11 protein-coding genes are annotated in these 13,718 nt (G+C 38.5%); 7 read left to right on the forward strand and 4 right to left on the reverse strand.

Translation table 11 applies throughout. From position 1 onward, the window contains the following. Window positions 1–333: 333 nt before the first annotated feature. The 3 genes from J8L71_RS05310 (at window position 334) to J8L71_RS05320 (ending at window position 3,737) form a co-directional block, all read left to right on the forward strand. Entirely contained in the window at window positions 334–1,647 is a 1,314-nt protein-coding gene (locus J8L71_RS05310) for a Na+/H+ antiporter NhaC family protein (RefSeq protein WP_210999663.1), read from the forward strand. 131 nt (window positions 1,648–1,778) lie between these two features. Further along, a complete protein-coding gene (locus J8L71_RS05315) occupies window positions 1,779–2,567 on the forward strand; it encodes a nucleoside-binding protein (RefSeq protein ID WP_210999604.1) in 789 nt (262 codons plus the stop codon). Between the two features lie 153 nt (window positions 2,568–2,720). Continuing rightward, the gene (locus J8L71_RS05320; RefSeq protein WP_210999605.1) at window positions 2,721–3,737 is read left to right on the forward strand and encodes an alpha/beta hydrolase; all 1,017 of its coding nucleotides are present in this window, start codon (window positions 2,721–2,723) and stop codon (window positions 3,735–3,737) included. A 106-nt stretch (window positions 3,738–3,843) separates the two neighbouring features. Here the strand turns inward: J8L71_RS05320 and J8L71_RS05325 are convergent, their stop codons facing one another. Continuing rightward, a complete protein-coding gene (locus J8L71_RS05325) occupies window positions 3,844–4,641 on the reverse strand; it encodes a M48 family metallopeptidase (protein WP_210999606.1) in 798 nt (265 codons plus the stop codon). A 183-nt stretch (window positions 4,642–4,824) separates the two neighbouring features. On the opposite strand from J8L71_RS05325, the gene J8L71_RS05330 reads away from it, so the two are divergent. Beyond that, a complete protein-coding gene (locus tag J8L71_RS05330) occupies window positions 4,825–6,027 on the forward strand; it encodes a Bcr/CflA family efflux MFS transporter (RefSeq protein WP_210999607.1) in 1,203 nt (400 codons plus the stop codon). A gap of 29 nt (window positions 6,028–6,056) precedes the next feature. Here the strand turns inward: J8L71_RS05330 and grpE are convergent, their stop codons facing one another. Further along, the gene (grpE, locus tag J8L71_RS05335) at window positions 6,057–6,671 is read right to left on the reverse strand and encodes a nucleotide exchange factor GrpE (protein WP_104642409.1); all 615 of its coding nucleotides are present in this window, start codon (window positions 6,669–6,671) and stop codon (window positions 6,057–6,059) included. Between the two features lie 58 nt (window positions 6,672–6,729). Beyond that, window positions 6,730–7,695: an HrcA family transcriptional regulator gene (locus J8L71_RS05340; RefSeq protein WP_210999608.1), complete on the reverse strand. Its 966-nt coding sequence runs from the start codon at window positions 7,693–7,695 to the stop codon at window positions 6,730–6,732. A gap of 154 nt (window positions 7,696–7,849) precedes the next feature. Between J8L71_RS05340 and nadK the strand changes: the two genes are divergently transcribed. The 3 genes from nadK to recN all read left to right on the forward strand — a co-directional run bounded on the left by nadK (window position 7,850) and on the right by recN (window position 11,117). Then, window positions 7,850–8,734, forward strand: a complete 885-nt coding sequence (nadK, locus tag J8L71_RS05345; RefSeq protein ID WP_210999609.1) for an NAD(+) kinase — start codon at window positions 7,850–7,852, stop codon at window positions 8,732–8,734. A gap of 76 nt (window positions 8,735–8,810) precedes the next feature. Continuing rightward, window positions 8,811–9,368: a hypothetical protein gene (locus J8L71_RS05350; protein WP_210999610.1), complete on the forward strand. Its 558-nt coding sequence runs from the start codon at window positions 8,811–8,813 to the stop codon at window positions 9,366–9,368. 75 nt (window positions 9,369–9,443) lie between these two features. Beyond that, window positions 9,444–11,117, forward strand: coding sequence for a DNA repair protein RecN (recN, locus tag J8L71_RS05355; protein ID WP_210999611.1), 1,674 nt, complete (start codon window positions 9,444–9,446; stop codon window positions 11,115–11,117). Between the two features lie 1,178 nt (window positions 11,118–12,295). Here recN and J8L71_RS05360 read toward each other — a convergent pair. Beyond that, entirely contained in the window at window positions 12,296–13,711 is a 1,416-nt protein-coding gene (locus tag J8L71_RS05360) for an FAD-dependent oxidoreductase (RefSeq protein ID WP_210999612.1), read from the reverse strand. Window positions 13,712–13,718: the final 7 nt, after the last annotated feature.

The raw sequence follows: 13,718 nt of genomic DNA on the forward strand, positions 1-13,718 counted from the left end.
GAATCCGTTTATTAGTCATATATCCGGACATTGCAAAATACGCAGCTGGGTATTTTTATGCAGTTGGATAAATATTAATCGCTGAAAATCGCGTTGCTTTGTAGATATTATCTAAAAGTCATGCAATAGTCAGGTGACCTTTTAATTTTATAATAATAACAATACCAGTTTACTTTAGCCATCTATACATTTAAACTTCCCTTTCGCGTCGATTTGGTCTTTGGCTTGCGGACGCTGCGGCTAACAACTTTTTTAAATTAAAAGTTGTACTGCTAAATTCAGCTAAAAGAGGAGTTTTGGCTGTGATAAATTTTACTGGTTATGAGGAATATGATGCAGCCATCATTTAATAAAAACAAAGCAATACTTTCTTTACTTCCCCTACTTACCTTTGTAGCGCTATTTTTAGGCTCTGGTTTGTATTTGCAATCGCAAGGGGTTGATTACGCTTTTTACCAACTACCCGCACCTGTTGCTATATTACCCGCCATTATGCTTGCGTTTATATTAAATAAAGGCACGGTAAACCAATGTGTAGAGACCTTTATTAAAGGTGCCGGACACAACAATATTATTACCATGTGTTTAATATATTTACTTGCAGGTGCTTTTTCAGCTGTAGCAAGTGCAACTGGTGGTGTTGATGCGGTTGTTAATGCCGGTTTATCGCTTATTCCACCATCACTATTATTACCTGGTTTGTTTTTAATTGCGGCTGTTGTTTCTACTGCGATGGGGACCTCAATGGGTACTATTGGTGCTATAGGCCCTATTGCTTATGCAGTATCCATTAAAACAGGTATAGATCCAGCATTAATGGCAGGTACTATTGTATCTGGCGCTATGTTTGGCGATAACTTATCTATTATTTCTGACACCACTATTGCAGCGACTCGAACGCAAGGCTGTGAAATGAAAGATAAGTTTAAAGAAAACTTAAAAATAGCTGTTCCTGCAGCCGTACTCACCATTGCTTTATTATTTTATCTCACGCCTGCTGCGCAAGTTGTTGAAACTAAAGATTACGATGTTTGGTTAGTACTGCCTTATGCCTTTATTTTAGTGTTGGCGGTAGCGGGTTTAAACGTATTTGTAGTGTTGTTTAGTGGTATTATTTTTGCTGCGTTAATGGGCTTTACTGGCAGCTACGAAGGCGCAAGCTTTGTAAAAGATATATACAAAGGCTTTACTGATATGCAGGAAATATTTTTACTTTCTATGTTTATTGGTGGCTTATCTGAATTTATTCGTATTAATGGCGGCCTTGATTATATTGCTCAAAAAATTCAAGCGATTACTAAAATAATCGCTAAATGGCATCGTAAAGTGGCCGACCAACTTGGTATCGCCGCATTAGTTTTAACAAGTAATGTATGTATTGCTAATAATACCGTGTCTATTATTGTGGCCGGCCCTATTGCTAAAAAGCTTGCTGATGACGGCGAAATAAGCGGTAAGCGTTCTGCAAGTTTACTTGATATTTTTGCATGTGTAACTCAAGGCTCACTGCCATATGGCGCACAGGCGCTACTATTAGGTGCTACGTTTAAAATTAGCCCGTGGGAAGTGTCTACCTCGTCGTATTACTGCTTTATATTAGCGTTTACGGCAATTGCTATAATTTGTTTACGCCGCAATAAAGCATAATTAACACGTACTTATATGTTGCAGCTTACTAAGTAAGCTGCAACATATGTTAAAATAACACTCTACATATCAATCACTTTTGCTATAATGCGCGCCTTCGCGTGTCACTAAAATTATAGTTAAATACAGATATGAAATTTAAAACATTACTTCCTCTCGTTACCCTTACATCAATTGCTTTATCGTCTTCTGCTTTTGCCGCTAATTGGAGCAGCACAGCATTACATATTAATAATGGCGACCAAAAAAACCCTTTCACAGAGCAAGAGTCAGATACTACTGTTTACTCTATTCAACATGCATCGGGTTACGATTACGGCGATAACTTCTTTTTTATCGATTACAGTAAAGACGATACTGACGATGGTTACCAAGATGCTGATTTTTATGCTGAGTGGTATTCAACGGTAAGCTTATCGGCGATTAGCGGTGAAAAAATTGGCGCAGGCGCGTTATTAGATGTGGGTCTTACTGGCGGAATTAACGTAGCTGGCGATGCTAAAATGATGAAATACTTGCCGGGCGTTAAGTTAAGCTGGGATGTACCTGGTTTTAACTTTTTTCAAACGTTGTTCACAGCTTACATTGACGATAGTGAAGGTGTAGCCAAAGGCGGTGCACCTATTGAAACAAATAGCTGGATGTTTGATGTTGCTTTTGAATACCCTTTTACTATTGGCTCACAAAAATTTAGCTTTAAAGGCCACGCTGAATATATCGCTGAACGTGAAGACGAATTTGGTAACGATGTAAAAGCATGGATACTCGCACAGCCTATTTTAGTATGGGATATGGGCCATGCCCTTGAAATGAAAGAAAATACCTTATTAATTGGTATGGAGCTTCAATACTGGCACAACAAGCTAGGCACAGAGGTCACAGAGTCAGTTCCACAAATACATGTAGAATGGACCTTTTAAGCAACCACGCTTAATTCAAAATAAGTTAAACGGAGCCCTTTTAAGCGCTCCGTTTTTTATGCCATTTTAAGTATTTAATTGAACAGTCCTTAATACTTAGCTATTGTCGTACTTCTTTTAAGCCTAGTGCTGGTCCTTTAAAGGAGTAACAAAATGTCGCCAATTAACGTTATGTGTTTTTCTGCATTGTTAGCTTTCACTAACAATGCCTTAGCAAGCAGTAAAGTGAATACTGAGTCTCTCTCTTACGATGCGCTTATAAGTAGTTACCAATACGACTTTAAAGTAAATTACTTTAATATTGAGTCACAAAAGCAGTCTCTTAAAATGGCGTATATTCACCTAAAGCCTACCAAAGCAGATATGCCTACAGTGACACTTATGCACGGCAAAAATTTTAATGCTGATTACTGGACGACTACAGCACAATACTTACAATCCCTTGGCTTTGGGGTGCTAATTCCTGATCAAATTGGTTTTGGTAAATCATCTAAACCCACTAACTACCAGTATTCGTTTGCAGTACTTGCCCATCATACACATGCGTTAATTGAGTCTCTTAATTTAAAAGAAACAATAGTCGTTGGTCATTCTATGGGCGGTATGTTGGCTAGTCGGTTTACATTAATGTACCCAAGTACAACAACTAAACTGATTTTGCTTAACCCAATTGGGCTTGAAAACTATTTACAATATGTAGATTACAAAGATACAAATTTTTTCTATAAAAATGAGCTTGCCAAAACCCCCGAGAGCGTAAAAAAATATCAGCAAAAAAACTATTATGATGGAAAGTGGAACGCCACATATTCCGCCCTTACAGACTTTATAACCGGGCAAATACAAGGTCCAGATAAAGAGCAAATGGCGTGGGTTAACGCTAAAACATACGATATGATTTTCACTCAACCGGTAATTACTGAATTTAAGGACTTTGCCGTACCTGTTAAGTTAATTATTGGCACCCGAGATAGAACAGGTCCCGGCAGAAACTGGAAAAAAGACGGTGTAGATTATGAGCTTGGCCGTTATGATAAGTTAGGTAAAAATGCCGCTTCGCTTATCCCTAACGCTAAATTATATGAGCTTGATAATTTAGGACACTTACCACAAATAGAAGATTTCGAACGTTTTAAAACGGTATTTAAACAAGCCCTCACAGCTGAATAAACTATGTAAGAGTATAATAAAACCCCTGTAGGAGATGCACTTACAGGGGATTTATTTTATTGGTACGTTATTAAACGCATATTACTTTAACTAATAAGACACATAACTAAAGTGTGCACTGCGGGTTTTTACCTTGAGATTTAGCAGTGCTTTGTTCACTCAGTGCTTTACTCATTTGTGCTTGTAAGTCTTTAATACGACTGCTTGGCGCAGGGTGAGTAGATAAAAACTCTGGGGTTGTACCACTGCCAGCAGCGCTCATATTCTCCCAAAGCGTGACTGACTCTTGCGGATTAAAACCTGCTTGAGCCATCAAATCTAACCCAATTTCATCGGCTTCAGATTCATGTGAGCGACTAAAAGGCAGAACAACACCATATTGTGCGCCTAACCCTAATCCTTGCATTATTTCGTTGCGGTATTGAATATTGCCCATTTCAAGTGCAGCACTGCCTAACTGCAAGCCAGTGTCTAAAATTGAGCTTTGTGATACACGCTCATTTGAGTGCTCAGCAATAACATGCCCTACTTCATGCCCAAGCACGGTGGCAAGTTGATCTTGATTGGTGGCTATTTTTAATAATCCCGTATGAACACCGATATAGCCACCCGGTAGCGCAAATGCATTAGCTGACTCATCTTCAAATACCACGACTTCCCAATTTTGCGACGCATATTCTTGAGGCAAAACAGCGACTACTTTTTCAGCAATACAATTTACGTAAGAATTAGTTTTTGCGTCTTTATTAATAGGCTGAGATGCTTTCATTTCTGCAAAGCTAGCGGTGCCCATCTCACTCATTTGTTGATCTGAGTAAAGTGCTATTTGCGTACGTCCGGTTGGCGATGTTTTGCAACCAGCTAAAACCGCCGTTGCTAATACAGCAAGTACCAGTTTTTTCATAATATTTCTCTCAAGTCATTTTTTTAATTACTTGTAGAATAGCAAACACAGTGCCAGTTTAGAATCTTTACACTATGTTACTACTCGTTTATTTTTATTAACTTAGCAGGCAAACTAAGTTTATACACTTCTAATGCCCTGTTACACTGTAGGTCTTGTTTTTAGTGATTGTTGAGTTTATTCATGGACGCCTCAGCCTCGTCTTTTAATACCCGTATTTTATTACCTCTATTAGCTAGTATTGTAGCAATTACCCCACTGGCAATAGATATGTATTTACCCGCAATGTTGGTGATTGCGAATGATTTACAAACTACTATGCCTAATGTACAAATTTCGTTGAGTATTTATTTGGCGGGTTACTCATTAGGTATGTTGTTTTTTGGCCCTGTAGCCGATCAAATTGGTCGACGTAAACTCGCGCGAATTGGCTTAACCTTATTTGGCACGAGCTCTATTGCGCTGGCGTTTACCTCTGAAATAAATACTTTTTGGGCACTAAGAGCAGTGCAAGCATTTACTGGCGCGGCAGCAACTGTCGTTGTACCAGGTATTATTAGACATATTTATCAAAAAAACACAGCGAAAGGAATGTCGTATGTGTCGATGATCATGATGGTAGCGCCTCTAATTGCGCCTTCTGTAGGTTCATTTATTTTGGGGCTATCTGTTTGGTCTAGCATATTTTTAGTGCTCGCGGCCTACAGCTTTATGATACTTGCTTTTGTACAAATATACTTAATTGATATCCCTATTCATAAAAACGAGAAAAAAGGCCTCGCTTTATTTTTTGATAGTTATAAAACCGTGCTTAGTAATAAAGATGCTCGCGCAGATATTTTAAGCTCTATGTTTGTATCGTTTGGCTTTTTTTGCTTTTTAACCTCAGTACCGTTTATATATTTAGATTTATATAAGGTATCTGAGCAATTATTTGGTGTGTTATTTGCCTTTAACGTAATGGCACTTATGTTTGGTAACTTTTTAAATACGCGAATTGTACCAAGGCTTGGCTCTCGTAAAATGCTTTACGTAGGGCTTGTATGCGGATTTATATCTGGGCTGGCACTACTAACATTTAGTTTGCTACACCTCTCTTTATACTACATAGTGGCTGCCATAGCGCCATTAATGATGAGCTTAGGGGTGACCGCAAGTAACGCCGACTCACTAATATTAATGAAATTTGAAAAGAACACAGGTACTGCCACAGCCGTTATTGGCACGCTTCGTTTTGGCAGTGGCGCATTGGTTGGGCCAATACTAGCGCTAATGCACGCTAAAAGCTCTGTTCCGTTTTCAAGCTTGATGTTTAGTGCCGTGCTTTTAACTATGCTGGTACAGTTAATTCACTATAAAGTAGACAAAAAAAATGCCTCAATTTGAGGCATTTTTAAATATGTTAAAGGGCTAAATTAAGCATCAGCCGCTTTTGAAACCATAACCATTGCTGGGCGTAATAAACGGCCATTCAATGTGTAACCTTTTTGCATAACGGCCAATACTGTATTTGGCGTTACATCGTTACTTGGCTGGATAGACATTGCTTGATGAAAATCAGGGTTAAATTGCTCACCTTGCGGGTTTACAATTTCAACGCCAAATTTAGCAACGGCATCGTTAAAGCTTTTAACCGTCATATCAATACCTTCAAGTAACGGCTTTAATGTTTCGTTTTCTTTATCAGAAAACTCAATAGCGCGTTCTAGGTTATCAATAACTGGTAGTAATTCGTTAGCAAATTTCTCTAGTGCAAACTTGTGAGCTTTTTCTACATCTTGCGCTGCACGACGACGAATATTATCAACGTCAGCGGCTGCACGTACTACACTGTCTTTTTGATCAGCAATAGTCTGTTTTGCAGCTTCAAGCTCTGCGTATAGCATTGCGATTTCCGCTTCAGGGCTTTGCTCTTGATCTGCTTCGTGTTGCTCTGCGGCTTCTACTGCTGCTTCAACATCAGCTTCCATTTGAGCTACTTCTTCATTTAGTTCTACTTCTTGCTCAGGGTTTTTTGTCTGCTCAGACATAAAATACGTGCTCCAATTCTTTACAACTGCGGTAATTATGGGGATTGAATAAAAAGATTCAAGAGTTAGATGACTCTAATAATTTAAATTCTTGGATTATTTCTTCAATTTGCGCCGATTTAGGGCAAATTACGCAAAAGCGGCTTTGGTATTCTTGATTTTGAAAATACGGCACACTAAGTACAATAAGTTCATCGCACTCAGTGAAGGGCAATTTACCAGTATTTAAAACCGATACACCATTTTTAAAGGCAAGCTTATCTTCAACAAAGTTTAAAAACGACACACCAATATTTAGATTTTGTTCGCAGTCTATTTTTTTATATAAATAATTTTCACCGACTACAATACTGTTATCAGAACCTAGCTTTTGGCTAAGCTGACGTGTCCATTGGGTTAATGAGTCGTGGCAGTTGTGGGGCGCAGTATTTGCCATAGCTTGCATTCTATAAAGGCCTTCCATCAACGTTTGTTGACTAAATACAGTATTTAACCACGTTGCAAACTGATAACGTACGCTGTTTGATGAATCGTGCGGTTTATCAATACAAATATTATGGCTCTGCCCTGCTCTATCTATTAATAAAATAAGCCAATCGGTTGAGTCAAAATCAAGTACCTCTACTCTAAATACTTGCTGAGAGCTTGCTTGTGGCAACCCCACACAGCAACACACTTGATACTTTTGACTAAGCCCGTGAGCAAGCTCAACAAGTTGTGCTTGCTCTGGTTGCCAATAATTTGCAATATCAGCAAGTGTAAAGTACTCATCAAACCAATAATCAAACCCTTGTGTTGTCGGGACTCTGCCCGCAGAAGTATGCGGCGAATAAAGCAAGCCAATTTTTTCTAATCGTGCCATTGCGTTACGTACCGTTGCCGAACACACTGCCATACCTTTGAGTTTAGCAATCTTTGTTGATGGGACTGGAAGGCCCTCACCATTACAGTACATGTTCATAACAGCTGAAAAAATTTGTTGATCTCTAGGGTTTAGTTTCATGTTATCTACATCTTGTTGCATGAAAGAGATATCGGGGCGTTTAGTTGTAATTCAAGTCACTTAATTAACTCAATCGCAATAATATTGAAGGTTTATAATATTGCTATAATCAGTATTTTCAAACACTTCTCTTTTGGGTTACCCTACAAATATAAACTCTTTATGTGCGTACATTATGGACTCTCCTTTTAAAACTATTGGCCTTATAGGCAAACCTAATCACCCAGGCGCAGCGGCGACTCTACAGCGATTACATACTTTTTTACTCGCATTAGGTTTTGAGGTAATTGTAGAAAAGCGCACAGGGAGTCAGTTAGAGGATATCCCTCACGATAATCTTGTTAAATTAGTCGACTTAGGCGAACAAGCCGACCTAGCCATCGTGGTTGGGGGTGACGGTAATATGTTAGGTGCCGCGCGCGTACTTGCTCGCTTTAATATCGCAGTGATTGGCGTAAACAGAGGGAACTTAGGTTTTTTGACTGACTTAAATCCAGAAGGATTTGAAGCAAGCCTTGAGCAAGTACTAAGTGGCGAATACCTTGAAGAGAATCGTTTTTTATTAGAAGTTGAAGTTTACCGTCATAACGAATTAAAAAGTGCAAATTCAGCGGTAAACGAAGCCGTACTTCATGCCGACAAAGTGGCTCACATGATAGAGTTTGAGGCATTTATTAATAACGATTTTGTATTTTCGCAGCGCTCTGACGGTTTAATTGTATCAACACCTACAGGTTCTACAGCTTATTCTCTTTCAGGTGGTGGCCCCATATTAACACCCGAGCTAAATGCAATTTCATTAGTGCCAATGTTTCCACATACTTTATCAAGCAGGCCTTTAGTAGTTGATGCCGATAATGAAGTGCGCTTAAAGTTAAGCCTAGAAAACACCGATAGCCTGCAAGTAAGTTGTGACAGCCATGTTGTGCTTGCCGTTTTACCGGGCGACGAAGTAGTAATTAAAAAAGCAGATAAACAGCTGCGCTTAATTCATCCAAAAAACTACTCTTACTACAACGTTTTACGTACTAAATTAAATTGGGGCAGTCGTTTATACTAATCTTATTGCCAAATTTAGTACTATAGAGCAAAATACGGCGTCTAATAATAATCAACGATTTTGGAAACATAAAGCAATGACTTATGTAGTATTCTTTGCTCTACTGCTACTAATTACGCTTTTAGCAAGTTACTTAAAAATTGAAAGTAACCGTAAAAAAGCAATAGAAGCTAAAAAAAAGCTATTTAATGAACGTGTTTCGCAAGTGAACGCACGTCTTAAAACTAAATTAAACGAACTACTTGATGCTAAAGTAATTCGTCCTAAGTACATCCCTCGTATTCAAGCTATTTTAAGCAACTTTTTTGTAGTACAACCCCATACAGACGAAAACTTACAACAATTAGAGGATATAGCCGATTTACTTATTAGTACGCTTACTAACGAGCTAATAAAGATAAACCAAACAAACTTTATTCAATCTTTAATAGATAACGTGCAGCACTTTGTGTCTGAGTTACCCCAACAAGGTATCTTGTATAATAAGCAATTTTATACAAATAAGTTACCTACACTTATTAGTAATATTAAAACCGAAGATTTCTCACAACCTACTGATATAGAAAATGAAACGGCCAATACAATCCCATTAACGCCCGATCCTCGATTCGTCCAAGAAGCGAGTGTTGCTTAAATAAAATAAAATTAATTTGCAAAAAACCAAAACACTGTATAAATTAACAGTTAATTGACTGGATGGATAAACAGTATGTTAATTGGTTTAGAAGTTAAAAATTTCGCAATTGTAAGTAATTTAAGCACCGAGTGGCGCAGCGGTATGACAGCCATAACAGGCGAAACCGGGGCTGGTAAATCTATTGCTATTGATGCTTTATCACTATGCCTAGGTGAGCGCGCAGAAGCCTCTGCTGTTCGCCCAGGTACTGATAAAGCGGAGGTATGTGCGCAGTTTGATTTATCAGCATTGCCTCTTGCTCAATCATTTTTAGAGCAACATTTATTAAGTACTGATGATAGTGAATGCTTATTACGCCGTGTAGTTTGTAAAAATGGTCGCAGTAAAAGCTATATAAATGGCAGCGCAGTCACTGCGTCCCAATTAAAAGAGCTTGGCCAATACTTAATTTCTATTCATGGGCAACATGCTCACCAGCATTTATTAAAAGCTGAGCACCAATTACAGCTTCTTGATGCCTACGCTGGCCACCACAATTTAGTTGAGGCAGTAACTTTAAATTATAAGCAATTTGCTAACCTACAAAAAGAATTTAAACACCTAGAGCAACAGCAACAACAACAAGCTGCGCAAAAGCAACTTTTAGAGTACCAAGTTGCTGAACTCGATGAATTTGCTTTGCAAGAAGGCGAGTTTGAGCAAATAGAAGCTGAGCATTATAAGCTCAGTAATAGCCAAACAATCTTAGAATCTTGCCAACGTGAGCTACAACATTTATATGAAAGTGATGAACAAAATGCATGCTCTATGCTACAACACAGTGCTCAACAGTTTGCTCAACTTGCTCAGTATGATGAAAGTTTAGCAAGCGTCGCTGCATTACTCGATGAAGCAGCGGTACAAGTTGAAGAAGCAAGTCGTGAAGCAAGAAACTACACCGAGCAAGCTGATTTAGATCCCGCTCGTTTAATCGAAGTAGAAACACGCTTAAGTGGCGCAATGGACTTAGCACGTAAGCACCATATAAAACCGCAACAACTCGTTGATTTTCATCAATCTATTTCACAAGAGCTAGAGTCAATTAGTAATAATTCAAACCGTTTAACACAACTAGAATCTGAAATAGACAGTGCCTTAATTGATTACAAACATTCTGCAGAGCAGCTAAGCGAAAGCCGTTATAAATATGCCAGCACACTTAATGTATTAATAAGTGAAAGCATGGCTAATTTATCAATGGAAAATGGTGTATTTGAAATAGCGCTAACACAGCAAAGCGACCGCACACCAAATAGCTTAGGCTTTGATAATGTATCGTTTTTAGTATCAACCAATCCAGGCCAACCTTTACAACCTCTTGCTAAAGTAGCATCAGGTGGTGAGCTTTCTCGTATAAGTCTTGCTATACAAGTTATCATTGCACAAAAGGTTACAACTCCAACCTTAATTTTTGATGAAGTAGATGTAGGTATTTCGGGACCTACAGCATCGGCAGTGGGCAAATTATTACGCCAATTAGGTAAGTCAACGCAGGTTATATGTGTTACCCATTTACCTCAAGTAGCAAGCAGTGCGCATCAGCAGTTTTTTGTCGCAAAAGAAATTGCACAAGGAGAGACCTTTACGCACATGCTGCCATTAAATAAAGATGGCCGTATTAATGAGATAGCACGCCTTCTTGGTGGTGACAACATAAGTAAAACAGCTAAAGCGAATGCTAAAGAACTAATAATGGCTCACGGCTAGCTTGGATATGATAAGTACGGGTTTTTAACATTGTTCTACTCGTACAATAATTAAATTTGGTATTTATTTTTTGTTAAGAGACTCTATTTTACGACTGCATAAGATCTAGCCTACTTTAAAATGTTGTAAATATAGCGGTTATTTTAAGAAGATTACTTACTGAGTTAGCGTATTAACATACTATAGGATTCAATATGCAAAATCCCTTAATTGATTTTTGTATTATTATTAGCTGGGTTTTGTTTGTATTCAGCACAGGCTTAGTGCTATTTAGCAAATATAAGCATACTCATTTTAAGCAGCGATTATTAAAATTTTTAAATGCTGTTTTATTATTTCAAACAGTAACTACAACTTTTTACTTTACCAACAGTAAAGCTGATAGTTTAACCACTTTCGTTTCTAGTTTATGGCTACTAATTGGATTGCAAATTATCTTAAACGTAATATGCTTTATGAGTGTAAAACGTCGAAAAGCTAAAACTAGGCCGTCATTAGACTCATTTTCGATGGACTAGGCACGCCTTAGATTTATGAAAGAGCATGTTTTGTTCCTCCGTTGCTCTTTTACCTTATAGTGTAGTTTATCATCATGCTTAATGTCCGAGTCTATTGAGCGCCCACCGGACGATGAAATAACACCAATTCTGAGCATTAAACTCATACTGTTATTTAAATGTTTACCTTTGGGCTTTTAACTGAGCTATGAATTTTTTCAACGATTATTCTTCCTTTTTCAAGGTTTTAATCTGGAAGAATAATTAAAAATTCTTCACCGCCCCAGCCAGAAGCTGTCGCATTTTTTAGAATGTTTTTTTAATATATTTTAGCTAGGTCATAAATATTTAGTCTACGAAATTATATCCAAAGTCATCATTGGCTTTTTTATGAAAGCTCTGCTAAATACGCTCAAGTTACTATAAAGAGTGAAAAATGATGAATATGACCGTTAAAAGCGGGCTCAATGATGTACTATTTCGCAAAAAAGAAAGAACTGTGGGAAAGGCTTTGTTATAAAAACTATTACATGAAGGTAAAAGCCTAAAGGCATAGGCTGAACTAAGTAACAGGTGCACTGACACACTATTATACAATACGAGCTAGGTCTATTGCATCTAAATCGCACAAACAAAAAAGCAAGCCAGATGGCTTGCTTTTAATACTCATAAAATGAATGACTAAACTTCTAAATAATCCATGATGCCTTCAGCTGCGTTTCGACCTTCAAAAATAGCCGTTACGACTAAATCTGAACCGCGCACTATATCGCCACCCGCAAATATTTTAGGGTTAGTTGTTTGGTGTGTAAATTCACCTTGTTCTGGTGCGTTAATACCGCCCCAATGGTTAATTTCTACATCGTACTTCTCTAACCAATCCATCTTATGTGGTTTAAAACCAAACGCCATAATCACTTGGTCAGCTTCAAGTACATGCTCTGAGCCTTGTACTACTTCTGCACGGCTTCGACCATTTTCATCAGGCTCACCTAATTGTGTTTTGACCATTTTGACACCCGCAACGTGGCCATTATCGTCAAGCACTATACCCGTTGGCTGTACATTAAACGTAAAGTTTACGCCCTCTTCTTTAGCGTTTTTAACTTCACGCTTAGAACCTGGCATATTCTCTTCATCACGACGGTACGCACACGTTACTTTAGCTGCATTTTGGCGAATTGATGTACGTACGCAATCCATTGCGGTGTCACCACCACCAAGTACTACAACCTTTTGATTGACCATATCAATGCAGGCTTGATTTTTTTCGTCATAACCCATTACACGGTTAGTATTGCCGATTAAAAATGGGAGTGCATCGTGCACGCCCGGTGCATCTTCATTTTCAAGGCCAGCACGCATACTTTGATACGTACCTACACCTAAAAAGACCGCGTCGTAGTCAGCTAAAACTTCATCCATGGTAATATCGACACCCACTTCAACGTTTAGCTTAAATTCAACACCCATTTCGGTGAAAATTTCACGACGTTTTTGCATTACTTCTTTTTCAAGTTTGAAAGAAGGAATACCAAAAGTAAGTAAGCCGCCAATTTCAGGGTGACGGTCAAAAACCACTGGTTTTACACCGTTACGCACTAAAATGTCAGCACAGCCCAAACCAGCCGGACCCGCGCCAATAATAGCCACTTTTTTATCCGTCCACGTCACGTATGACATGTCTGGTTTCCAGCCCATTTTAAATGCAGTATCAGTAATATACTTTTCAATATTACCAATGGTTACTGCGCCAAACTCTTCATCAAGCGTACATGAACCTTCGCACAGTCTGTCCTGTGGGCAAACACGTCCACATACCTCTGGCAAACTGTTTGTACGGTGAGAAAGCTCAGCGGCTTCTAAAATACGGCCTGTCCTAATTAACTTTAACCACTGAGGAATGTAGTTATGCACTGGGCATTTCCATTCACAGTAAGGGTTACCACAATCTAAACAACGGTCAGCTTGCGAGTTCACCTGGTTCTCTGAAAAGGGTTCGTAAATTTCCACGAAAGATTTTTTACGCGACGAGATTGGTTTTTTGCGCGGATCTACACGCTGCACGTCTATAAATTGATATACATTTTCGCTCATACTGCCC

Source organism: Pseudoalteromonas sp. MMG007 (assembly GCF_018100985.1).
Taxonomy (GTDB): Bacteria; Pseudomonadota; Gammaproteobacteria; order Enterobacterales; family Alteromonadaceae; genus Pseudoalteromonas.